At 67.4% G+C, this 22,794-nt stretch carries 20 protein-coding genes; 6 read left to right on the top strand and 14 right to left on the bottom strand.

Annotated elements, in window-relative coordinates; all coding sequences use genetic code 11:
* Positions 1 to 11 precede the first annotated feature (11 nt).
* The 4 genes from G1H10_RS32355 to G1H10_RS11145 are packed head-to-tail and all read left to right on the top strand — an operon-like array spanning position 12 to position 4,400.
* Positions 12 to 554, top strand: coding sequence for a hypothetical protein (locus G1H10_RS32355; RefSeq protein WP_216853147.1), 543 nt, complete (start codon positions 12 to 14; stop codon positions 552 to 554).
* Positions 551 to 2,251 carry a solute symporter family protein gene (locus tag G1H10_RS11155; RefSeq protein WP_163736901.1) on the top strand — a complete coding sequence of 567 codons (1,701 nt, stop codon included), beginning with the start codon at positions 551 to 553 and terminating at the stop codon, positions 2,249 to 2,251. Before G1H10_RS32355 ends, G1H10_RS11155 begins: the two co-directional genes overlap by 4 nt.
* The gene (locus G1H10_RS11150; RefSeq protein ID WP_163736897.1) at positions 2,248 to 3,600 is read left to right on the top strand and encodes a histidine kinase; all 1,353 of its coding nucleotides are present in this window, start codon (positions 2,248 to 2,250) and stop codon (positions 3,598 to 3,600) included. Before G1H10_RS11155 ends, G1H10_RS11150 begins: the two co-directional genes overlap by 4 nt.
* A gap of 14 nt (positions 3,601 to 3,614) precedes the next feature.
* Positions 3,615 to 4,400: a LytR/AlgR family response regulator transcription factor gene (locus G1H10_RS11145; protein WP_163736894.1), complete on the top strand. Its 786-nt coding sequence runs from the start codon at positions 3,615 to 3,617 to the stop codon at positions 4,398 to 4,400.
* A gap of 57 nt (positions 4,401 to 4,457) precedes the next feature.
* Here the strand turns inward: G1H10_RS11145 and G1H10_RS11140 are convergent, their stop codons facing one another.
* The 12 genes from G1H10_RS11140 to G1H10_RS11085 all read right to left on the bottom strand — a co-directional run bounded on the left by G1H10_RS11140 (position 4,458) and on the right by G1H10_RS11085 (position 17,504).
* Positions 4,458 to 4,889: a VOC family protein gene (locus tag G1H10_RS11140; protein WP_163736892.1), complete on the bottom strand. Its 432-nt coding sequence runs from the start codon at positions 4,887 to 4,889 to the stop codon at positions 4,458 to 4,460.
* Between the two features lie 178 nt (positions 4,890 to 5,067).
* The gene (locus tag G1H10_RS11135; protein ID WP_163736888.1) at positions 5,068 to 5,952 is read right to left on the bottom strand and encodes a helix-turn-helix domain-containing protein; all 885 of its coding nucleotides are present in this window, start codon (positions 5,950 to 5,952) and stop codon (positions 5,068 to 5,070) included.
* Between the two features lie 191 nt (positions 5,953 to 6,143).
* A complete protein-coding gene (locus G1H10_RS11130) occupies positions 6,144 to 6,998 on the bottom strand; it encodes a hypothetical protein (protein WP_163736886.1) in 855 nt (284 codons plus the stop codon).
* A gap of 138 nt (positions 6,999 to 7,136) precedes the next feature.
* A complete protein-coding gene (gene ilvC / locus G1H10_RS11125; protein WP_512700311.1) occupies positions 7,137 to 8,165 on the bottom strand; it encodes a ketol-acid reductoisomerase in 1,029 nt (342 codons plus the stop codon).
* 145 nt (positions 8,166 to 8,310) lie between these two features.
* Positions 8,311 to 8,844, bottom strand: coding sequence for an acetolactate synthase small subunit (gene ilvN, locus G1H10_RS11120; RefSeq protein WP_163736882.1), 534 nt, complete (start codon positions 8,842 to 8,844; stop codon positions 8,311 to 8,313).
* Positions 8,845 to 8,903: 59 nt separating this feature from the next.
* A complete protein-coding gene (locus G1H10_RS11115) occupies positions 8,904 to 10,742 on the bottom strand; it encodes an acetolactate synthase large subunit (protein ID WP_281354199.1) in 1,839 nt (612 codons plus the stop codon).
* Between the two features lie 281 nt (positions 10,743 to 11,023).
* Positions 11,024 to 11,197 carry a CsbD family protein gene (locus tag G1H10_RS11110; protein ID WP_163736876.1) on the bottom strand — a complete coding sequence of 58 codons (174 nt, stop codon included), beginning with the start codon at positions 11,195 to 11,197 and terminating at the stop codon, positions 11,024 to 11,026.
* Positions 11,198 to 11,438: 241 nt separating this feature from the next.
* A complete protein-coding gene (locus tag G1H10_RS11105; RefSeq protein WP_216853146.1) occupies positions 11,439 to 13,040 on the bottom strand; it encodes a sodium:solute symporter family transporter in 1,602 nt (533 codons plus the stop codon).
* Positions 13,041 to 13,086: 46 nt separating this feature from the next.
* The gene (locus tag G1H10_RS11100) at positions 13,087 to 14,478 is read right to left on the bottom strand and encodes a GntP family permease (protein WP_163736874.1); all 1,392 of its coding nucleotides are present in this window, start codon (positions 14,476 to 14,478) and stop codon (positions 13,087 to 13,089) included.
* A gap of 79 nt (positions 14,479 to 14,557) precedes the next feature.
* Complete coding sequence (locus G1H10_RS11095; protein ID WP_163736871.1) at positions 14,558 to 16,351, bottom strand: alpha/beta hydrolase; 1,794 nt, start codon at positions 16,349 to 16,351, stop codon at positions 14,558 to 14,560.
* Between the two features lie 130 nt (positions 16,352 to 16,481).
* On the bottom strand, positions 16,482 to 16,988 hold the full coding sequence (locus G1H10_RS11090) for a type 1 glutamine amidotransferase domain-containing protein (RefSeq protein ID WP_163736868.1): 507 nt from the start codon (positions 16,986 to 16,988) through the stop codon (positions 16,482 to 16,484).
* 39 nt (positions 16,989 to 17,027) lie between these two features.
* Entirely contained in the window at positions 17,028 to 17,504 is a 477-nt protein-coding gene (locus G1H10_RS11085) for a Dps family protein (RefSeq protein ID WP_163736865.1), read from the bottom strand.
* 418 nt (positions 17,505 to 17,922) lie between these two features.
* Between G1H10_RS11085 and G1H10_RS11080 the strand changes: the two genes are divergently transcribed.
* Both G1H10_RS11080 and G1H10_RS11075 read left to right on the top strand, forming a co-directional pair.
* Positions 17,923 to 18,837 (top strand): type IV toxin-antitoxin system AbiEi family antitoxin domain-containing protein, encoded by a 915-nt coding sequence (locus tag G1H10_RS11080; protein WP_163736863.1) that lies wholly within the window; start codon positions 17,923 to 17,925, stop codon positions 18,835 to 18,837.
* Positions 18,838 to 19,212: 375 nt separating this feature from the next.
* Complete coding sequence (locus G1H10_RS11075; protein WP_312856567.1) at positions 19,213 to 20,790, top strand: sulfatase-like hydrolase/transferase; 1,578 nt, start codon at positions 19,213 to 19,215, stop codon at positions 20,788 to 20,790.
* A 170-nt stretch (positions 20,791 to 20,960) separates the two neighbouring features.
* Here G1H10_RS11075 and G1H10_RS11070 read toward each other — a convergent pair whose 3' ends face one another.
* A complete protein-coding gene (locus tag G1H10_RS11070) occupies positions 20,961 to 22,076 on the bottom strand; it encodes an alcohol dehydrogenase catalytic domain-containing protein (protein ID WP_163736857.1) in 1,116 nt (371 codons plus the stop codon).
* A complete protein-coding gene (locus G1H10_RS11065) occupies positions 22,069 to 22,731 on the bottom strand; it encodes a GntR family transcriptional regulator (protein WP_163736854.1) in 663 nt (220 codons plus the stop codon). The genes G1H10_RS11070 and G1H10_RS11065 overlap by 8 nt, the downstream gene beginning before the upstream one ends.
* Between the last annotated feature and the right edge of the window lie 63 nt (positions 22,732 to 22,794).

Raw genomic sequence — 22,794 nt, 5'->3', positions numbered from 1 at the left:
AGGGCGCCGGAGTGGCTGCCTGGAATGACCCCTCCGCGTGGCGAGCCCGCCTGCGGCGGGCCGACCGGCGCCGAGCAGACGCGCGTGTCCCCGAGCCCCCCGGTGACCCCGACGCGTGGGTGCTCGACTCGCTGGAGGAACACGACACACCGGCCGAGGTCGATGCCACCATGCGCACACTGCGACGGGTGGCCATCTGGCATTTCGCCGTCTTCCTGGGCGTGGTCCTGCTCGTGCCGCTGCTCACCGTCGCCCTCGACTGGTGGTCGCGGGGCCGGCTCGTCGGCGGGATCAGCCCGAACTTCGCGATGGCGGCGGTCGGGTTGTATGTCTTCTTCTTCGCGATCTCGGTCGCGGCGGCCAGGCTGTCCAATGCGGTCGAGAACCGGATGCTCGGCCACGACGACAGGCTCCTCCACCACGACGACCCGCTCGACCACGATCACCGGCTCGACCACGATCACCGACTCGGCCACGACGACCGGCTCGACCACCACCAGCGGCCCGGACTCGGAACAGGACCGAATAGCGTCGACGACGGCGGGCCGGGATGAACACCGTCAGCGTCGCGGTACTCGGCGTGCTGCTCCTCACGGTCGGAACGCTGGCGCTGATCATCCGGCCCCGGCGGGCGTCCACCGTCGACTTCTACCTGGCCGGCCAGCGTGTCGGCGTGGTGACGAACGCCTGCGCCATCTGCGGTGACTACTTCTCCGCGGCGTCGTTCCTGGGTGTCGCGGCGGCCGTCTACGTGTCCGGCCTGGACGGTGTCTGGTACGCGACCGGTTTCGCCGCGGGATTCGTTCCGGTGCTGCTGTTCGTCGCCGCCCCGCTGCGCCGGTTCGGAGAGTTCTCCATCCCTGACTTCCTGGCCCGGCGGCTGCGTTCGGAACACGTGCGGCTGGTCGCCGTGGTCGTCGTCCAGCTCATCATCCTGTCCTACCTGGTACCGCAGGCGGTGGGCAGCGGCATCACCTGGGAACTGCTGGTGGACCGCAGCATCGCCGGGCTGTCCCCGTACGCCACCGGCGTACTGCTGTCCACCACGCTGATCACGGTGCTCGTGACGTTAGGTGGGATGCGCGGGACGACGTGGACCCAGGCGGTGCAGTTCTTGTTACTGTTGTCCGCCTTCGTGTGGCTGGCCATCGTCCTGCTCGGCTCCGGCTTCAACTACCCGGACGCGGTGGCCGAGCTGAGCCGAGAGCCGCTTACCAATCCCGAACATTCCGATGGCGGCTGGGAGCTGACCACCGAGGCGAACCGGCTGCAGGAGGACCAGCCGACCATCTTCGGCCTGCCCGGCGGGCGCTACGGCCACCTCGGCCAGTTCGCTTTGATCATGACGCTGGTCATGGGCACCGCCGGGCTGCCGCACATCATGAACCGCTACTTCACCAGCCCGACCGGCACAGCCGCACGGATGACCACGGTGTGGGTGCTGGGCCTGGCCGGACTGTTCTACACGCTGGCCGTCCTGCTCGGCACCGCCGCCCGGGCGCTGATCAGCGAGGCCGCGGCCGAGGAGCCGTGGCTGTCCGAGCTGACCATCGACGGTGTACTGCGCATCCCCGAGCACGCACTGCTGGTACTCGGCCGCCTCCACGGCGACGAAGCAGGACTCGGTTTCATCGCCACGGGTGCGTTGATCGCCGTGTTGTCCACCATCGCAGGGCTGCTGCTGGCCGCCGCCGCGTCGTGGGGACATGACGTGTATGAGCGGCACATCAATCCGGGCGCCACCCAGCGGCAGGCGGTGTGGGCCGGCCGGTCGGCGGTACTCGTCGTCGCACTGCTGTCCGCAGTACTTGCGCTCGGACTGCGGCCGGATTCCATGACGGCGCTCTTCCCCTCCGTGGTCGCGACGATGGTGACCTGGGCCTTCGCTCTCGCCGGCTCGGCATTGACGCCGGTCTTCGTGCTCGCCATCTGGTGGCGGCGGACCACCGCAGCGGGTGCGGTGGCCGGTATGGTCACCGGTGCCGTCGCCGCGATGCTGCTGTTCGGAACCGGCACCGTCATCGGCGGACGCGGCATGAGCGAGATGATGCTGACGCCGACCATCGTCGCGGCGCCCCTGGCCGCGGTGGTCACGGTCCTGGTGTCCCGGTGGACCCGGACGCCGGCCGACCTCGACCGGCTATGGGTGCAATTGCACGGCACCGCAGCGGACCGGCGGGCCGAGCGGCTCGCGCGGCTGACCGTCGCCGGGCCCGGTGTCCTCGGCCGGCGTGGACAAGGACGACGATGAGTAACGGTAGCCTGCCGCTCGCTGCGGCCACCACGCTGACGTGGGGCATCGTCTACCTGGCCACACAGGTGATCGTCGCCCCTCCGCTCGGGGTGGGACCGACGCTGCTGCTGGGTGTGGGGCTCACCCTCGCGTTGACCATCGGCTATCCATCAGCACTGCGCGGCCTGCGCAGCACCCGGCCGGGGTGGTCGTCCGGCCAGTCCGCTCTGCCGTCCGTCTCCGCGCGGCTCGGGACCGGAGGGCAGGTCAACGGACGGCCGGGCAACGGCCGGCACGGGCACGGGCGCACCATCGCCGCCGTCGGCCGGTCCATCCCGTTGCGTTCGGGGTTGACCGCGGAGGCGGCCCGCCGCACAGCGCAGCTACTGCACCCGTTGCTCGGCAGCGACTCGGTGGCCATCACCGACCGCGACCAAGTACTGGCCTTCGTCGGTCCCGGCTCCGATCACCACACCGTCGGCGATGCGCCGCAGACCGAGTCGTCGGCGCGGGTGCTGGCCAGCGGCAAGACCGTCGTGGTGCGACGGCGCGAGAAACTTGGCTGTCCGCATCCGGGCTGCCCGCTGCAGAGCGCCGTCGTCGCCCCGTTGACCAACGGCAAGCGCGTCGTCGGCATTCTCAAGGTGTACCGGCTGCACCCGGAGCCACCGAACCGTGGGCTGGTCGAGGGGATCGCCGGCATCCTGTCGCTCCATCTGGAGCTGGCCGAATTCGACCGGGAACGCAAGCTCGCCGTCGACGCCAAACTCGACGCGCTGCGCGCGCAGATCAATCCGCACTTCTTGTTCAACACGTTGAACACGATCACCTCGAAGGCCCGCACGGACCCGGAAGAAGCCCGTCAGCTGCTGGTGCGGCTGTCCGACTTCTTCCGGTACGCGGTCCGCCAGGACGGGCATTTCGCCGAGTTCAGCCAGGAGTACTTCTTCGTCCGCACCTACCTGTCCCTGGAGCAGGCCCGGTACGGCGATCGGCTCCGGGTGCGCTACGACGTCGACCCACAGGTCCTGACCGCACACGTCCCGGTGTTGATCATCCAGCCGCTGGTGGAGAACGCCGTCAAGCACGGCCTGGCGGACAAGGTGGACGGTGGCACCGTGACGCTCAAGGCACGTGTGGACCCCCTGACCAGGACGACCACGATCCGCGTCGCGGACGACGGACTCGGCATCGGTCCGGACCGGTTGGAGGAGATCACCTCGGGTGCGTGCGCTGCGCAAGGCGGTATCGGCCTGCCGAACATCTCCGAGCGGTTGGCAGCGCTGTACGGAGATCGCTATCGTCTCGACATCCGATCGCAGCAGGGCGACGGCACCGTCGTCGACCTGCGGATCCCGTTAGGGTGATGGTGAGTGGTCGCATGCGAGCCCGTTGCTTGATCGTGGACGATGAGGCACCCGCCCGTGCCGAGCTGCGTTACCTGCTGAGCCAATTCGATCACGTGCAGGTGGTCGGTGAGGCGACCAACGGGGAGGAAGCGCTGACGCTGCTGCGCTCTCTCGACTACGACATCGTGCTGCTCGATGTCCGGATGCCCGGCGGCACCGGGTTGGAGGTGGCGTCGGAGTTGCGCACGTCGGCGAAGCCACCACGGGTCATCTTCACCACCGCCTACCCGGACTATGCCGTCGAGGCGTTCGACCTGGAGGCCGCCGACTACCTGGTCAAGCCGTTCGACGAGGACCGGCTCGGCCGGGCACTGGCACGAGCGTTGTCCGCCGGCGCGGACGACGACGCCGAGGCGCCGGCGGAACGCTCGTCGCACCGTTCGATGCATCGCCCGACGCACGGAGCGACGCACCGCCCGCCCGAGCCGCTCGGCCGGATACCGGTCCAGCAGGGCGACCGGACTGTCCTGGTGGATGACTCCGCCGTCATCTATGCGACCGCGGCACGCGGGTACTCCTACCTGCAGCTGGCCGGCGAACGCGTGCTGGTCAGCTTCACCCTCAACGACCTGGAGCGCCGCTTGGCCGGACACTTCTTCCGGGTGCACCGATCGCATCTGGTGAACCTGGACCATGTGCGCGAGCTGATCCCCGATTTCAAGGGCGCGCTGGTGCTGGTCATGGGCGACCATCAACGCACCCGGATCGAGGTGTCCCGGCGCAAGGCCCGCGAGTTGCGCAGCATGCTCGGCATGTGACCACCCACCCATGATCATGAGCACGTTCCGTTCATATAGCACGGAAAGTGCTCATGATCATGGTGCGGCCGAGTCGAGCCGCTGCTGCACCTCGGACGTGTCCAGGTCCTCGGTGCGCTGGGAGATGATCCACTGGTAACCGAAGGGATCCTCGACTCTGCCTTGCCGGTACCCGTAGCCACGATCGTCGACCGGGAAGATCGTCGACGCGCCGGCGTCGAGCATCCGGTTCGCCACCGCGTCGGCGTCGTCGACCTCGAGCGTCAGGATCACCGGCGAGCCGCCGACGGTGGGCGCGGCCCGGTCGGTGCCGTCCTCGTCTTTGACGCTGATCCGGGAGCTGCCGACGGTCAGCTCGGAGTAGACCACCGATCCGTCCGGCGCGGTATACCGGGCGATGAGCTCCGCGTTCAGGGCCTTCTGGTAGAAGTCGATGGCGCGGTCCGCTCCCGCGGCCACCAGCTTGGGAACAATCGTGATGTCAGTCATGCCTCCATCGTCGCGCGCACGGCGCCGCCTGGATTGGAGATTTCCGTCATCCTGCGCTGCTGTCGCCGTCCTCGCACCGTCGCCGTCGCCGTCACCAGGTACCGTCGTCGGCCCGTCAGGTCACCGGCTGGTTCGCAACGGTGGAGGATTCTGTACGCGTCGGCGATGTGTGACGATCTCACCTGGTGACCGGGACGTGGTTCGGTTCCCCAGCTGAACGAGGCCGATACGTCGTCGGTGTCACGCCGGTCAGCTCCCGGAACTCATGGATGAGGTGAGCCTGGTCGCAATACCCGTGCTCGGCCGCCACGGCCGCCCAGTCGACGTCCCCGGGCCCGTGACGACCGCCGGCTGAGGCCTCGGCCCCGGCGGGCCCGGCGGCGGTGATCGCCGTCAATACCCGCTGCAGGCGCTGGACACGAGCGAACGGCTTGGGGTTCAGGCCGACGGCGGCGCGGAACCGCCGATTGAATGTCGATGCGGACGTGCCCAGGCGTTCGACCACATCCGCGACGGCGCGCCCGCGCGACAGATCATGCACGGCAGCACCCACCATGGGATCGTTCAGGCTGTGGTCGAGCGGACGCTCAAGTGCGCCTTCCGGCCGTGCGTCGATACGGACCACCCGTGCCAACAGGGCTGCCTCCAGGGTGCGCAGCGTATCGTCGGGCGTCGGCTGTTCCAGGAGCCGCTCTCGCAACGTGGCGCCGTCGCGTCCCCATAACGAGTCCAATCCGATGATGGGCTCGGCCAGCGCATCCGCCGGGGGATGGAAGAACGGGGCGGCTCCGCCCGGACGGAACGCCGCTCCCACGCAGTGCCGCTGATCGGCGACGTCGACGCCGACGGGTCGGGCGACAGCACCACATACGCCGCTGCCGTTCGTGGCGTGAACGGTCTGCATCGCGTCGCCATCGAACCATCGGATGACGTCCGCTCCGAGGTTGACCACGAGTTGCATCGTGCCGGTGGGGACTCCCCGCTCGAGCCCAGCCGGCAGCGGCTCGTCCATGTACCAGACGAGCTCGACGAAGGGTCGCAGCGCCGGCGACGGTCTGCGCATCACGGTCACCATGACGTCAACAACCCTATGCGTCGACGACGGCGACCCACCACGATTCGTCTGAGGCCCGATCGGTCCCAGGCCCTACCCGTCTGATGCTCCCCCTCTCCGATTCGCGCTCCTAACGACTCCAGACCCGCCCGGACCTGCGTACTCGTCCCGTGCCCGTACCGGCCTGACCCTCTTCCGGTCTAGCGAACTCCTCGCTCTCCCTGTGTGCCCGGCGTCCTACCACTGCCGTGCGGACGCGCCGCCAGGATCGCCGGCACTCGCGTCGTCCGGACTAGCCAATTCCGGATATCCGGGCCAAGCGCTTCGGCTATGTAGAGGATGTCTTGCCAATCTCGGGCAAGATCGCGAAAGTGGATCGGCTCATGGTGAGCGATGCGATTGCGCAGGTCGTGCAGGCGCGTGAGCCTGTCGGCGATCTCTCGGCGCGGCAGAGGACGCGTCGTCAAAAACGCGCGGCGAAGCGCGGGCCGCCAGAGCTTGTCCGCATAGCCGCTGGCCGTGAGGTAACGCCAGAATCCGAACGAGAGTTCAGCCACGACACGACCGGCGGTCTCAGTCTTACCGGTCACACACAATCGACGACGGGCGTGTCGGACTTCCTCGCACCCCTTGCGACCGAGCAAATACTCCGGATGCTCATACCACTGGCCGGGGTGCCGGCGGGTGTCGTGTAGACGCGTCAGCTGTTCGTGGAACGAATTGCGCAACGCGACCTCGAGCACGCTCAGGGACTCGAAGAACGCTCCGGAGACCAGCAGGTTCCATTCGTAGAGCTCCAAGCTCGCGGCACGATCACCGTCGGCAGCACGATCGTACGGCCCCAGTCGCTCGTCACTCAGCGATCTCCGCACACCCGCAAGATTCGATGTCGCATCGAGCATTGGCGGGACAAGCCGCATCTGTGCTAGCTTTTGTAGCGAAAGCCCCGGTTGGCCTTCTGCACCCGCGTGGTGCATGCTGCCGGGGCCATGTTCTTTCGCCAGCTTCGGCCTTGGCCAGATCGCGTCGACTTGCAGCTGGGCTCCTGCATTCATGCCGACATGTTACGCACCGCGTCCGACAATGGCGGCTTGCTTCGGCACCTGGGAGCCAGTGATGCGCACGCCCATGATCATGAACACTAGGCGTGCTATGTGCACGCTTAGTGTTCATGATCATGGGGTATCCGGGGGTCAGCGAGTGGCCGTGCCCTCGGTGTAGTCGTCGTCGCCGGAGTTGATCCACGGCATCAGGCTTCGCAGCTTCTTGCCGGTCTCCTCGATCGGGTGCGCTTCACCCTCGGCGCGCAGCCGCTTGAACTCCGGCGCACCGGCGTCCTGGTCGGCGATGAAACCGGCGGCCCACGAGCCGTCCTGGATCGCGGTGAGCGCCTCGCGCATGCGCTGCTTGACCGACTCGTCAATGATCTTCGGGCCAGTGGTGTAGTCGCCGTACTCGGCCGTGTCCGACACGGACCAGCGCTGCTTGGCGATGCCGCCCTCGTACATGAGGTCGACGATGAGCTTGAGCTCGTGCAGCACCTCGAAGTAGGCGATCTCCGGCTGGTAGCCGGCCTCGGTCATCACCTCGAAGCCGCTCTGCACCAGCCGCGACATGCCGCCGCAGAGCACCGTCTGCTCGCCGAACAGGTCGGTCTCGGTCTCCTCGGCGAACGTCGTCTTGATGCCGCCGGCGCGCAGACCGCCGATGCCCTTGGCGTAAGCGAGCGCCAGCGGCCACGCGCCACCGGTCGCGTCCTGCTCGACCGCCACCAACACCGGCACCCCGCGGCCGTCGACGTACTCGCGGCGCACCAGGTGCCCGGGGCCCTTCGGGGCGACCATCGCGGCATCGACGCCCGCCGGAGGCTTGATGTAGCCGAAGCGGATGTTGAAGCCGTGGCCGAAGAACAGGGCGTCGCCGTCCTGCAGGTTCGGCTCCACGTCCTCGGTGTAGATATGCCGCTGCACGTGGTCCGGCGCGAGGATCATGATGAGGTCGGCCTCGGCCGCCGCCTCGGCCGGGGTCACGACGCGCAGCCCCTCTTCCTCGGCCTTGGCCCGGCTCTTCGAGCCCTCCTTGAGGCCGACGCGGACGTCGACGCCGGAGTCGCGCAGACTGAGCGCGTGCGCGTGGCCCTGGCTTCCGTAGCCGATGACAGCGACGACCCGGCCCTGAATCACGGACAGGTCGGCGTCATTGTCGTAGAACATCTCAGCCACTTTGGGGCTTCTCCATTCCTTCAGTCGGACAGTGCTATAGCTAAATGATCATGTTTGGTAGGTTTTCTCGTGCCGCAACAGGTCTGCAGGCATGGTAGAGCACGAGAAAACCCACTTCACATGATCATTTAGGGTGGGGGCTGGGTTAGGCGGTGCGGTCGAGGCGTTCGAGGGGGCGGAGCGTGCGATCGGTGATGGACCTCGCACCACGTCCGACCGCCACCACCCCCGACTGCACGAGCTCACGGATCCCGTAAGGCTCGAGCACCCGCAGCAGCGCCTCCAACTTGTCGGTCGATCCGGTCGCCTCGATGGTCACCGCGTCTGTAGCCACGTCGATCACCTTGGCGCGGAACAACTCGACAGTCTGCAGGATATGCGGTCGCGTCTCGTTGTCCGTACGCACCTTCAGCAGAAGCAGCTCCCGCTGCACCGACGCCGACGGCTCCAGCTCGACGATCTTGATGACGTTGACCAGCTTGTTCAGCTGCTTGGTCACCTGCTCCAGCGGCGAGTCCTCGACGTCCACGACGACGGTCATCCGCGACACCGACGGATACTCGGTCGGCCCGACGGCGAGCGAGTCGATGTTGAACCCGCGCCGCGAGAACAGCGCCGCGATCCGCGCCAGGACGCCCGGTTTGTTCTCCACCAGCACCGACAATGTGTGTTTACTCATCTACGATTCCTCACTGTGTGACAGGGCGATCCGAACGACGACGCACGCAGCACCGCAGCTCACGCCTCATCGCTCCGGTCCCAGTCCGGCGCCATTCCCTTGGCGATCTGGATCTCGTCGTTGCTGGTGCCGGCGGCGACCATCGGCCACACCATCGCGTCCCGGTGCACGCCGAAATCGACGACAACCGGCCGGTCATCGACACTCATGGCCTTCTCAATGGTGGCGTCCACGTCGTCGGCCTTGTCACAGCGCAGGCCGACGCAGCCGTAGGCCTCGGCCAGCTTGGCGAAGTCGGGGATGCGCTGGCTATGCAGGTCGGTATTGGAGTACCGCTCGTTGTAGAACAGTGTCTGCCACTGCCGGACCATGCCCAGGCTGGCGTTGTTGATCACCGCGACCTTGATCGGGATCCCCTCGATGGCACATGTCGCCAGCTCCTGGTTGGTCATCTGGAAACACCCGTCGCCGTCGATCGCCCACACCGTCGAGTCGGGCTTTCCGACCTGAGCCCCCATGGCGGCGGGAACGGCGAACCCCATCGTGCCGAGGCCACCGGAGTTCAGCCAGGTGCCCGGGTTCTCGTACCCGATGAACTGGGACGCCCACATCTGGTGCTGTCCCACACCGGCGACGTAGAGCGCCTCCGGACCGGCGATCTTGCCCAGCCGCTCGATCACGTACTGCGGCGCCAGCTCGCCGCCTTCGGATGCGGTGTATCCGAGTGGATACCGGTCTCGCCACTGGTTGAGCTGGCTCCACCATCCGGCGTAGTCACCCTGCCGTCCGGCCGCGTGCTCGGCTTGAACCGCGCTGATCAGCTCCGAGATGACCTCTTTGCAGTCCCCGACGATCGGCACGTCGGCGGTGCGATTCTTGGAGATCTCGGCCGGGTCGATGTCGGCGTGGATGACCGTCGCGCCTGGTGCGAACGACGAGAGCTTGCCGGTCACCCGGTCGTCGAACCGGGCACCGAGCGCGATGATCAGGTCAGACTTCTGCAACGACGTGACCGCGGCCACCGTGCCGTGCATGCCTGGCATGCCCAGGTGCAGCGGATGGCTGTCCGGGAACGCTCCGCGGGCGGTCAGCGTCGTCACCACCGGTATTCCGGCCAGCTCGGCCAGCTGACGCAGTTCCGTCCACGCCCGTGCGCGCAGCACTCCGCCGCCGACGTAGAGCACCGGGCGCCTCGACGCGGTGATCAACCGCGCGGCCTCGCGGATCTGCTTGCCGTGCGGCTTCGTCGTCGGATGGTAGCCGGGCAGGTCGAGCGCGTCCGGCCAGGCGAACGTGGTCTGCATCTGCATGGCGTCCTTCGCCACGTCGACCAGGACCGGACCGGGCCGGCCGGTGGAGGCGATGTGGAATGCCTCGGCGATGGTGCGCGGGATCTCGGCCGGATCGGTCACCAGGTAGTTGTGCTTGGTGATCGGCATCGTGATGCCACGGATGTCCGCCTCCTGGAAGGCGTCGGTGCCGATGGCGGCGCTCGCCACCTGACCGGTGACGGCGACCATGGGCACTGAGTCCATGTGCGCGTCGGCGATCGGCGTCACGAGGTTCGTCGCGCCCGGGCCCGACGTGGCCATGCAGACGCCGACGCGGCCGGTGGCCAGGGCGTATCCCTCCGCGGCATGGCCTGCCCCCTGCTCGTGCCGGACCAGGACGTGCCGGATCTGCTCGGAGTCGAACATGGGATCGTAGGCGGGAAGAATCGCGCCGCCCGGGATGCCGAATACGGTGTCGACGCCGGCCCGCTCAAGCGAACGGATGAGGCTCGCCGCACCCGTCATCGTCTCCGCGTCGTCGCTGTGTCCTTGCACCATGGTCGGCCTCTTCTGTTCGTTCCGTCGGTCCTCGACCGGATATCTGGGCTGTCGAAACTCTCCTAGCAACAAAAAACCCCTCGGCCCGAAGGCTCACGAGGGGTAGCGCGTTGGGCTCAGTGGCCGAACGCGCTAATGAAGTACTACGAGAATGCCGAATCGCACGCAAGTACCATCACGCATGGCACATGATCACGTCAAGCGACTCGGGCAACTTCTCAATATGCGGACCTGGCGTCCGCATCCCGGATGGGTGAGTCGACCGCCGGCGACGGCCCTCGGCCTGCACCGACGCCGGCGATCGTTCCGCCCGACCCATCCGGGAGCGAGAACCCGTATCGCCGCAGGGATCAGCGGTCGAACGCGTCCTTGATGTTCTCGCCGGCCTGCTTGAGGTCGGACTTAGCCTGATCCGCCTGACCCTCGGCCTCTTGCTCGTCGTCACCGGTGAGCTTGCCCAGCGCCTCTTTGGCCTTGCCCTCGAGGTCTTCAACCGCGTTCCGGAACTTGTCCTCTACACCCATGAGGTCACCCTCCTTCACTCCGACCGCTCGCCACCCGGCGCGGCGAGCGGAGCCACACCGTGCATCACAGTCGCGCCTGCCGGCATCGCGGACCGCCCATGCCCCCGTAGCTGGGCGGTCCGCTACCGGCGAGACACACCGTGCAGGGTCGTCATCCTGTGACGATGTGACATGACTCACCGTATCGACTCAGAGTGACACGCGCCGGTTATTTGCTAAATCAAGCAATGCGGCGGTGGCTTCATAGGAACGGGACCAGCGCCACGAGGGTCACGACCACAAGAGCAACGGCGTAGACCCGGTAGTCCCTCCACCGTGGCGTGTCCCGAAGGCTCGCCGCGTCATCGCGCAGCCGATCGCGGCTCCAGGTGACGTTCCGGATCTCCGCGCGGTCCGGCGCGGTGGTCGCCAGCGACGCGCTGACGAAGAGCAGCACGCTGAAGGCGAGCATGATGCCGGTGAGGTAGAGGAACTGAATATCGATCAAGCCGAGGACCTCATTCGCCACGAATGCTGCCAGTCCGATCGGGCAGCCGACGACGAGCGTGAGGAACGACGCCGGGGCCGTGGCCCGCCGCCAGAAGATGCCGCCGAGGAACACCACCACCACCGGCATCGTGATCGCGCCGAGGAAGGACTGGAAGTACTCGACGATGGTGGGGAACTCGACGATCTGCGGCGCCCACAACGCGGCGATCACCATGAACACGCCGACCATCGACCGCCCGATGATCAGCAGCCTCCGGTCCGAGTAATGCGGTCTGAGTTCCTTCACGAAGTCGTTGGTCACCAGCGACGCCGCGCCGTTGAGCACCGAGTCGAGCGTGGACATCAACGCCGCCACCAGCGCCGCCAGCACCAGACCACGGATGCCGATCGGCAGGAAGTCGAAGGCCAACGTCTGCCAGATCTGATCCGGGTTCTCGATGTCCGGGTAGATCTCCCGGCCCATCAGGCCCGGCAGGATCAGCAGGAACAGCAACGGCAGTTGCAGAAAGCCGGCGAACAGCGCGCCGAAGCGGCCGTGGTTGACCGTACGGGCCGACAGCACCTTCTGCACGGCGACGTGATTGGTGGTCCAGTAATAGAAGCCGAGCCAGAGCACACCGGTGAAGATCCCCGGCCACGGCAGGAACTCGTTGTCCGCCGGCGGCGCGATCGTCATGCCGCCCTCCGGCGCCGCGCCCTCGACCGACGACCAGGAGGCGCCGATCTCGTCGAACACCATGCCGAAGATCACGCCACCGGCCACCAGCAGCAGGATGCCCTGCGCGGTGTCGGTGATCTCGACGGCTCGTAGCCCACCCATGATCACGTATACGCCACCGAGCAGGGCCATCCCGATCACCAGCACGCTCAACGACACGCCCGGGAAGAGCAGTTGCAGTGTGATGGCTCCGGCGAACATCGCCCCCGCGGCATCGATGAACATGGCGGTGAACATCGTGAAGACCGAGAACACCTTGCGGGAACGGTGGTCGTAACGCTTCTCCAGGAATTCGGGGGCCGTCGAGATCTTCGTCTGCAGGTAGAACGGGAGGATGAACAACGCGAAGAAGGCCAGCACGATCGCGGCCATCCACTCGTAGTTCCAGACCGCGATGCCTTCCTCGTAGCCGGCGCCGGCCAAGCCCACATACGACGTCCCGGAGAGGTTGACCGCGATCAGCCCGAAGCCGACGAGCGGCCACACCGCCCGTCGGCCGGCGAGAAAATAGCTGTCCGCGCTCTGCTTCCCCCTGCCGACCCAGAAACCGATCGCGAGGATCGCGACGATGTACCCCGCGACGACCGCGATGTCGACCGCAGCGAGGTCGAATTCGCCCTCCACTTCGTGATTCACCACCGATCAGACAAACGTCCCGCTCATCGCGCAGATGTGCCAGCCATCAGACAAACGTGCTGGCGGCGAAGGCCAGCAGAGCCGCGATACCGCCCAGCAAGGTCACCATCACGGTCCACGTCTTCAGCGTGGTCCGTACGTCCATCTCGAAGAACCGTCCCACCAGCCAGAAGCCGGAGTCGTTCACATGGCTGAGCACCGTCGAACCGCCGGCGATCGCGATGACGGTCAGCGCCTTGTAGGCCTCGCTGTAGTCACCCGCGCCGATCACCGGCGCCATCAGGCTGGACGCGGTGATGAGTGCCACCGTCGCCGACCCCTGACTGACCCGGAGTGCGGCCGCGACCACGAACGCAGCGACGATCACCGGCATGCCGGTATCCTCCAGCGTCTCGGCGAGGGCCTGCCCGATCCCGCTGGCCTGCAGGACCGCGCCGAACATGCCGCCCGCGCCGGTGATGAGGATGATCGACGCGACCGGCCCGAACGCACCATCGGTGATCTTCTCGACGTCCTCGGCCGACCGCCGTTGGGCGAACCCGCAGACGACGATCGCCACCAGGACCGCGATCAGCAGCGCGACCGGCGTCTGACCCACCATCCGCACCGCTTGCACCAGCGTGTTGTCGCCGTCGACGGTTCCCTGCTCCTCGAGCGTGCCCAGACCCGTCTCGCCGAAGATGAGCAGGAGCGGCAGCAGGAGAATGCCGAGGACAGACAGGAAACGGGGCGGTGGCCGCTCCTCCGTCTCCCGATCGACTTCCTCCTGGCTGGCCAGCACCTGCGGGACCGCGACGTGAACGCGCCGGCCTACATAGAGGCCGAACAGGTAGCTGCCGAAGAACCAGGTGGGCACGCCGATCGCGAGGCCGAACACGAGGACGAGCCCGACCTCGGCGTCGATCAGGCCGGCGGCCGCCACCGGGCCGGGATGCGGCGGAACGAAGGCGTGCATGACCGCGAACGCACCGGCCACGGGCAGCCCGTAGGTGAGCAGTGAGCCACCCATCCGACGGGCGACGGTGAACAGGATCGGCAAGAAGACGACGAGTCCGGCGTCGAAGAAGATCGGGAAACCGAACAGCAGCGCCGCGACGCCGATGGCCAGCGCCGCCCGGTTACCCTGAGTCCGGCCGACGAGTACGTCCGCCAGCACCTGCGCCCCGCCGCTGATCTCAAGCAGCCGCCCCAGGATCGCCCCGAGGGCGACCAGGAGTGCCACGTCGCCAAGAGTGCCGCCAATCCCGTCCACCATGGTGGGGACGACGTCGGGCAGCGGAATCCGGGTGGCCAGCGCGGTGAGCAGGCTGACCACGATCAGCGAGAGGAACGCGTGCAGCCTGACTCGCATGATCAGGAACAGCAACACCGCAACCGACGCAGCGGCGATCAATAGAAGCGGTCCAGTCGAGAGAGCCGGTTCGACGTCGTTGTCCATGTGCGCTCCTCGTGTTCACCGATCTTGGTCTTCGAGGAGCTACCCACGCATATGTAATTAACACTCGACCCTCGCGCGATCAGGGTTGGCGGTGCACGTCGACCAGCCACTCCTTCAGGGCGTCGGTGTCGTCGTCCGTCCATCCCGCGGGCGGGGCGATCGCCGCCCACGCATCTGCGTACTCCTGGAGGTATACGTGGCCATAGCCGACCGGCACGTCGGCGGCCACCAGTGTGTCCATCGTCGTCAGCCAGTACGTCAGGACGGGGAACCAGCGCAACCCGGGCAGGACGTCCGCACCCGAGGGCTCGCGTAGCCAGTCCGGCTCGTGCCACAGCAGGTCGGACGACCACCACACGACGCCATCCGAGGCATGCTGGAGATACACCACGCGCGGCTGCTCCCACTCCGGGCCCAGATCCCAGAGATCTGTCGCGTCGCCGTTGCCGCTCCCCCATCGCACCTGGCGGCCGCCGTCGTAGATGGGGTGAATCTCCGGCGACCCCGCATCGCGCGCCCTCGTGAGCTCATCCCAGATATCGGTGAACCTGGGGGTCGCCACCCACAGCGCGCCGCCGGTGCGCGCAACCATGTCCTGCAAGCCGCTGAACGCGCCGTGCCCTCCGTAGCTACCGAGGGATTCACCGAAGACCAGCAACGCTGGCCGGTCGTCGCGCGGGAGTTCAGACCAGTGCGCGTACACCGCCTCGAAGAGTGCCTGTCCGGCATCGGGCGCCGAATGCCGATCGGTCAGGAAGCTGAGCCAACTGCCCATCGATGTATAGCCGAGCGCGGCGGTGGCCGTGTCACCCGCGTGCATCAGCTCGATCGCCTCGATCGCCGCCTCCGAGACCTGGCCGTTGCCGGCAGGGGTGGCGACGACCAGCACGTCGCGTTCCCACGCCCGCGACCGATCGAGCTCATCGATCACCATCTGGGCCGCGGTGTCGCGATCCTCGAACTCCTCGGTCTCCGCGTATATGCGTACCGGTACCTGGACCTCTACCTCCGCCGACGGTTCGCGTCGCCGGGCGAACTCGGCCAGCCGCTGCGGCGCCGGACCGCCGGCCACGAACGCCTTGCCTTCGGCGCCGAGCGATTCCCAGGCGACCAGCGAGTCCGGGGATCCCGACCGCTCTGGCCGTTGCGGCTGCACCACGCCGTTGTCCCTGGTTTCGATCCCGGCTGCGACGCTGTCGATGACCTGCACGACCGAGGCCATGAAGGTGCCGTTGAAGATCAGAACGACGAGCACGGCGACCATCGCTCCGCTGCCGACTCGTACCAGCACCGGCGACACCCACCGCCGCAGTGCCCGTGCCAGCAGACGCGCCAGCGCTCGGGCCGACCGGCCCAGCAGGATCAACGTGCCGGCGACGACGGCGGCCACCACCGGCACCAGTACGAATCCGGGCCGCACACCGGGCATGTCGAGCAGCCGGCGAAGCTCGGACTGCCAATGCGCGCCGAGCGCCGTGAGCGTGACCGCCGTCGCGACGCCGCTGAGCACCAGTACGATCCGCCCGGTCCGGCGGGTCCGCTCGGACCACTCGGGGTGGACTCCGGCATGACGAACAAGCCAGCCGAGGAGAACGCCGATTCCGTACGCGAGCGCGGCGGTCACGCCCGAGAACGCGGCCTGCACCAACCACGGCCGCGGGATCAACGACGGCAAGAGCGAGACGCCGAAGCCGATGATCCCACCCACGATTCCGGTGGAGGGGTATGCGTGCCAGAGGTTCGCGTGCCAGAGGTTCGCGTACCAGCGTGGCGTGCCTCGGCCGGCAGTGGATTTCGCGCCGTTCGACGCTACGTCTCGTCGCGCAGAGCGGACGCGCTGGTCACCCGCGATCGCCCTGGTACGCTCCGCCACCGGTGCCTCCGGTCAGCTCGCCGGGCTGGGGCGTCGCCGTCCTTGCACCCGCCCGTGCGCCGGCGAGACCGCCCCCGCCGCCGAATCCTCTGCCGCCAGTCTAGAGTCCGGTCAGGACGGACGCCGTCCGCTACGACAATTCGGATAGGACCGCGTCGCAGAACGCGGGTAGATCGTCGGGTTTGCGCGAAGTGATCAGGTTGCCGTCCTTCTGCAGCTCTTCGTCCACCCAGGTGGCGCCGGCGTTGACCATGTCCGTGCGCAATGACGGCCAGGACGTGATGGTCTTGCCGCGAAGCACGTCCGCTTCGGCCAGGATCCACGGTGCGTGGCAGATCGCGGCCACCGGCTTCCCGTCGTCGTAGAAGCTGCGGACCATGGAGACGGCGTCCTGGTCCAGCCGTACCTTGTCCGGCGAGTAGCCGCCGGGCAGCACCACCGCGTCGAAGTCATCCGCGCTCACCTCGGACGACCCCTTCTCGATGGTCAGCTTGGTGCCGTTCTTGCCGGTGATCTCCTTGCCGGCGGAGGCGCCGACGATCACCGCCTGGTGGCCGGCGTCGCGCACGCGATCATAGGGAACCTGAAACTCCGAGTCTTCGAAAACGTCATCAACGATGAAAGCGACGCGTGCCATCCGTGCTCCTTCTGCATGTGGGTACGAGATTCCGAGATGTCAGTGCGAACGTTCCGAGTCGCGGTAGGCCGCGAACATCCACCGGCGCTTCTCCAGGACGCGTAGCATCTCCAGCACGATGTCCTGGCTGACCAGGTCAGTGGACTCCAGCGGTTCAAGCGCTTCGCGGGCTCGTTCGATCACCGAGTCAAGGTGCTCGATGATAAGGGCGATCACCTTGTCGTCCGGCAGGAATCCCTCCGGGAAGTCCGGGCTGGACTGGGCCACCGCTTGCGGCCGCCCATCGACGGACACGCCCAATGCCACCAGACGCTCGGCGATCTCGTCGGCGTAGGTCCGGGCCTCCGACACGACGGCGTCGAGCCGTTCGTGCAGCGGGCTGAACTGCTTGCCGTACACATGCCAGTGCGCCTGCTTGCCGTTCAGCGCGAGCGCGATCAGCTCGGGAAGCAGCGGTTGAAGCTGTGCCGCAACGTCGTGAGCCGAGACCTTGGCTGGATTATCCTGTGCGTTCATGGCTGTCTCCCCTCGTCACGATGGCCATCAGTCACTGCGGATACCCGGACCTGGTGGAGCCAAACGGCGGGCGCATCGATACACACTCAGGGGGCTGTTGACCCGGCGCCAAGCACATCAAGCTTCCTTGGGACTGTGCCGACGACACCAAGCCTCCACGCAGCCCACGCGCAACGACACCAAGCTTCCTCGGGACTGTGCCGACGACACCAAGCCTCCACGCAGCCCACGCGCAACGACACCAAGCTTCCTCGGGACTGTGCCAGCAGCACCAAGCCTCCACTCAGCGGAAGCCTCTGCGATCTCCCCGTCGTCAGCTTGGGGATAACTACGCCCTGTCCGACGCGCTCTTGTCGACTTATCCACATCGGCGGTCGATGCGCCCCGGGCGGTTCATTTCCCGTGCCACGATCGGCTCATGAAAGCCCCGCCCGAACTCGCCGTGCTGGCCGCGGCACAGGATGGTCTGATCACTCGGCAGCAGGCATTGGGGTGTGGTGTCAGCCAATCGGCGATCCGCCACGCATTGCGGCCGGGTGGCGAGTGGCAGCGCCTGACACCAGGGATCTATGCGACCTTCACCGGACCATTACAGGAACGGCATTGGGTGCGCGCCGCCTTGCTGTACGCCGGCCCGGCTGCCGTCGTCACCGGCGCCGTGGCCTGCCGCGCTTATGGGATGCGGTACCTTCCGTCGGCCGCGACGTTAGAGCTGCTCGTACCGCCGCATGTGCGGCGCGCACCGATTCCCTTCGCGATGATTCACCGGGTCACGTCGATGCCGGCCGCTCGAATGGTCCGTGGGATCGCCTGCGCGCCTCCCGAGCGCGCCGCGCTCGACGCCGTGCGCGGTGAGCAGAGGCTCCGCGACGTCCGCGCCACTTTGTCCGAGGTGGTGCAGCGCAAACTGACCACGCTCGAACGCCTGGTATCCGAGCACGATCGGATCGATCGCCGTGGCCTGACCCTCGCCCGCGTCGCGTTCGACGACATCGCGGCGGGCTGCCGTTCCGCGCCTGAATGCGATCTTCGCGATCTGATCCGCCAGAGCCTTGTCCTTCCGGAGCCGTGCTGGAACGGGCCGTTGCCGGACGCACCCGAGATGGTGCCCGATGCTTACTACAAGGAGGCTCGTTTGGCGCTCGAGGTAGATTCCGTCGAGTGGCACGGCTTCGGCGAGGCTGCCGAACAGACCGAGCGACGCCGGGCGCTCTATGCACGTCTGGGCTGGCGGGTGTTGCCGATCTCCCCCCATCGCATACGCGAAGAACCGATGGCGGTGCTCGCCGAGATCGAAGCCGCCGTCACCGCCGGCCTCAGCAGTGTCGCCTGACACTCGCCATCCCGGACACCAGACTGCGTCCAGGACACCAATCGCGGCACCAAGGCTCCACGGGGCCATGCGCAACGGCACCGAGCCTCCATGAAGCACGCTCGCCAGCACACCAAGCTTCCTTGAGACCGCGCTGGCGACAGCGAGCCTCCACGAGGCCCACGCGCGAGAGCACCAAGCTTCCACGCGACCCTTCGCGGGGGGGCACCAAGCTTCCGTATGCAGAGGCCTATCGGCTCCGGGCTCGCGGCATCGCTGCGCCAGCCCTCACACACGTCCTCGGACGTGGGGCCGTATCGATGTCGGGCGGTGTTGACGAGCTCGCGACACACGTGCTTGGGTGTGTGAAATCGTTCCCACACGAAAGGGTTCCACGTGTCCGCGCCCACGTCGCCGAACATCGTCGTGATCATGGCCGACCAACTCGTGCCCTTCTTGACCGGCGCATACGGGCACCCCGTCGTCCGGACACCGAACCTCGACCGACTGGCCACGCGCGGCGTCCGCTTCGATGCGGCATACACGCCGTACCCGCTGTGTGCACCGGCTCGCGTCGCACTGATGACCGGCCGGTATCCGTCATCCATCGGCTGTTATGACAATGCGGCGGTGTTCCCTGCCGATCAGCCGACCATCGCGCACTACCTCACCAATGCCGGTTACGAGACGGCACTGACCGGGAAGATGCACTTCGTCGGCCCGGATCAGCTGCATGGCTTCCAGCATCGCCTGACCACGGATATCTTTCCGGCCGGCGTGGACTGGGTACCGACGACAGACGAGCACGGTCGATTTCCGCGTGGTGGACATGCGCACGAATACGTCCCGCCGGAGGTGGGGGTTCGCACGTGGACGAAGTTCCTCACCTATGACGAGGAGACCAACTACCGAGCCGTCGAATACATCCGCGAACGGGCCCGTGGCCCGCAGACCGAGCCGTTCTTCCTGCTCGCGTCCTATCACCATCCGCACGACCCGTTCCATGTGACACAGGAGCTGTGGGATCTCTATCAGGACGCATCCATCGACGTGCCCGCGTCCCGTGCGGACCTGCCGCGTTCGATCATGGACGACTGGCTCGACGAGGCACACGACACCGCCAGCGTAGAGCTCGACGACCCGGACAATCTGCGAGCGTTGCGGCGAGCGTACTACGGCCTGGTGACATACGTGGACCGGAAGGTCGGCGAGATACTGGCCGCGCTCGACGACACGGGACAACTCGAGCACACGGTGATCATCTTCACCAGCGACCACGGCGACATGCTCGGTGAACGCGGCATGGTGCAGAAGAGATGTTTCTATGAGTGGTCCGCTCGGGTGCCGCTGGTCATGACGTTTCCCGATGGACGAGGGGCCGGCCAACGGGTCAGCGAACCGGTCTCGTCGATGGATCTGGCCGCTACCATCCTGGATCTGGCCGGCGTCGCACACGGCGACCGGCTGGAGATGGACGCACAGAGCCTCCTCCCCTACATCGACGGCGCGCATCATACCCCGAATCTGCCCGGCGCGGGCACGACCGCCCGGGCTGACGTCGCGCCACACACGGATGCTGCACCAGGTTCGGACGGCGTTCCAGGCACGGACACCGGGCCGGGCACGGGCCGCGCGGTCTTCTCCGAATATCACGTCGAGAAGGTGCGGGCGGCGTGCTTCATGGTGCGGCACGGCCCGTACAAGTACATCTACATCCACGGCCACGACGCGCAGCTGTTCAACGTGGCCGCAGACCCGGACGAGCGGGACAACCTCGCCGGGCAGCCGGCGACCACCGATGTGGAAACGTCGCTCCATTCCATGCTGGTCAAACAGTTCGACATCGAACATATCGACCGAGACGCGGCGGAAAGCGTCCGCCGGCGCGAGATCATCAAGAACGCCATGCAGCGCACGGGCACTCGATGGGACTACGTCCCGCAGTTCGGCCAAGAAGGGCGCTACGTACGCTGACACTGCATGCAAGCAGGCCCATCGCAGTCGCCCGCGCCTGGCGGAGGCACACTACCCTTTGCAATGCACACCCATACGCGTGCTGCATGCGTATAGGTGTGCATTGCAAAGGGGGTTGGTCCATCGTCGCCGCCAGCCGGCTGCGAACCGCGGCCGAAAGGCCGGTGAGCTCACCGGCGCGCCGCGTCGGGATACGGCCGCCTGCTGCCTTCACTGGCACCCGTCGCCGCGGCCTGACCCTGCGGGGCGACGAAGACCTTGTCGACGACGCCGGCGCGCTGCGCGTCCAGTGCAGCGCCGAACTCGTCGAGATCGAAGAATGCAGGCGTGAGCCGCTCCAGGTTCAAACGGGGTAGGAGCGCGACCGCACGCTGGTGCGTGTACGGGTTGATCACCGAGCCCAGCAACGTCAGTTCCCGCTGGAAGAGTTCGTGCGGGCTGATGGCGGCGACGTCGCCGGGCTCGGCCACACCGAACACCAGGATGCGGCCGCCACGCGCCGCCATCGGCAGCGATGACTCCAGGACCGCCGCCTTCCCGACCGCATCCACGACGGCCGGGAACCCGATCCCTCCAGTCAAGGCCACCGCAGCCTGCGAGGAGGACGTGTCGCGCGGATTCAGGGCCGCATCGGCACCCATCCGTTTCGCCAGTTCACGCCGCTCCGCCCGAGGGTCCATCACCACGATCGGGGCCGCACCCAGCAGGCTGCCCAGCGCCACCATGATCGCGCCCGCGGGCCCGCACCCGTGCACCAGGAGCGCCTCACCGGAGGTGATCCCGAGCCGATCCAGACCGTGCACACAGCACGCGACCGGCTCGCACAGGGCGCCGATCCACGGCAGCGTGCCTGCCGGCAGCCCGTACGCGATCCGGGCAGGCAGCACCATGCGCTCGGTCATGCCGCCGTCCAGCCGAACACCGTAGCCCCGTTTCTCCCCGCACAGGTGTTCCCGGCCGGCGCGGCAGTAGTGGCAGGCCGTGCAGTACCGGTGCGGCTCGACCGTGACCAGATCGCCGACGCCGACGCTCGTCACCTCGGCGCCGCGCTGCACCACCCGGCCGCAGATCTCGTGCCCGAGCACCACGCCGTCCTCCGCGGCGAACGCACCGGCGACGATATGGGCGTCGGTGCCGCAGACACCGACCGCCAGCGGCGCGATCCGGACATCCGTGGGACCCAGGCGTGCGGCAGTTTCGTCCACGACCTCGAATCCGCCCGGCGCGCGGAAGCGCAGTGACCGCACGGTCGTCTGCGCCGCCCGGCCGGCTCGCCGCTCAGCCATCGGTTCTCAGCAGCTCGGTGAGCCGCGCGATGTGCCGGCGTGCGGCGGCCTCGCTCGCGTCGGGATCGCCGGCCGCGATCGCCTCGAAGATGCGCCGGTGATCCTGCACGGCGCGGTCCATGCCGCCGCTGACGCTGGTCGAGCGCATGGCGATCATGACCTTGCCCTGGATCTCGTCGAGCATGCGGGCGATGACCGGGCTACCCGCCGCCGCGCGGATCTGGAAATGAAACGCGGCATCGACCTCGATGTGGCGGTCGAAGTCCCCGCCGGCCACCGCCTCGTCGTGCTCGGTCAGGATCGTCAGCAGCCGACGGCGCAGCTCGTGAGTGAAGTTCGGGGTCGCGAGCCGGGCGGCCATCCCCTCCAGCGCCTCCCGAGCCTCGTACAGGCTCACCAAGTCGTTGCGGCTGATGCTGGCGACGATCGCACCACGGTTCAGCGTCTCCGCCGCTAGTCCCTCGCGGACGAGCTGAAGCACGGCATCGCGCACCGGGCTTCGGCTGACCCCGAGCGCCCGGGCCAGCGCCGGCACCGACAACCGCTCCCCCGGTTCCAGCTCGCCCATGACGATGCGGTGCCGCAACGCGCGATACACGCGTTCCCCGACCCGCACCCCAGGGTCCAGCACCGGCTCACTCACCGCCTCATTCACCTGAAGCCCACCTCCTGGTCCAGCCACGACGATCCGGTGGCCACCGGGCACACCGGCGGACGC

The sequence above is a fragment of the Phytoactinopolyspora halotolerans genome, assembly GCF_010550675.1.
Taxonomy (GTDB): domain Bacteria; phylum Actinomycetota; class Actinomycetes; order Jiangellales; family Jiangellaceae; genus Phytoactinopolyspora; species Phytoactinopolyspora halotolerans.
The sequence above is the reverse complement of the archived record's forward strand: the minus strand, read 5'-3'. Positions and strand labels throughout refer to the sequence as shown.

Bases quoted from the DNA above. Each gene is read 5' to 3' on its own strand.
- G1H10_RS11155 (WP_163736901.1), top strand. From the start codon at position 551: ATGAACACCGTCAGCGTCGCGGTACTCGGCGTGCTGCTCCTCACGGTC.
- G1H10_RS11150 (WP_163736897.1), top strand. From the start codon at position 2,248: ATGAGTAACGGTAGCCTGCCGCTCGCTGCGGCCACCACGCTGACGTGG.
- G1H10_RS11145 (WP_163736894.1), top strand. From the start codon at position 3,615: ATGCGAGCCCGTTGCTTGATCGTGGACGATGAGGCACCCGCCCGTGCC.
- G1H10_RS11140 (WP_163736892.1), bottom strand. From the start codon at position 4,889: ATGACTGACATCACGATTGTTCCCAAGCTGGTGGCCGCGGGAGCGGAC.
- G1H10_RS11135 (WP_163736888.1), bottom strand. From the start codon at position 5,952: ATGCGCAGACCGTCGCCGGCGCTGCGACCCTTCGTCGAGCTCGTCTGG.
- G1H10_RS11130 (WP_163736886.1), bottom strand. From the start codon at position 6,998: ATGAATGCAGGAGCCCAGCTGCAAGTCGACGCGATCTGGCCAAGGCCG.
- ilvN (WP_163736882.1), bottom strand. From the start codon at position 8,844: ATGAGTAAACACACATTGTCGGTGCTGGTGGAGAACAAACCGGGCGTC.
- G1H10_RS11110 (WP_163736876.1), bottom strand. From the start codon at position 11,197: ATGGGTGTAGAGGACAAGTTCCGGAACGCGGTTGAAGACCTCGAGGGC.
- G1H10_RS11100 (WP_163736874.1), bottom strand. From the start codon at position 14,478: ATGGACAACGACGTCGAACCGGCTCTCTCGACTGGACCGCTTCTATTG.
- G1H10_RS11090 (WP_163736868.1), bottom strand. From the start codon at position 16,988: ATGGCACGCGTCGCTTTCATCGTTGATGACGTTTTCGAAGACTCGGAG.
- G1H10_RS11085 (WP_163736865.1), bottom strand. From the start codon at position 17,504: ATGAACGCACAGGATAATCCAGCCAAGGTCTCGGCTCACGACGTTGCG.
- G1H10_RS11080 (WP_163736863.1), top strand. From the start codon at position 17,923: ATGAAAGCCCCGCCCGAACTCGCCGTGCTGGCCGCGGCACAGGATGGT.
- G1H10_RS11070 (WP_163736857.1), bottom strand. From the start codon at position 22,076: ATGGCTGAGCGGCGAGCCGGCCGGGCGGCGCAGACGACCGTGCGGTCA.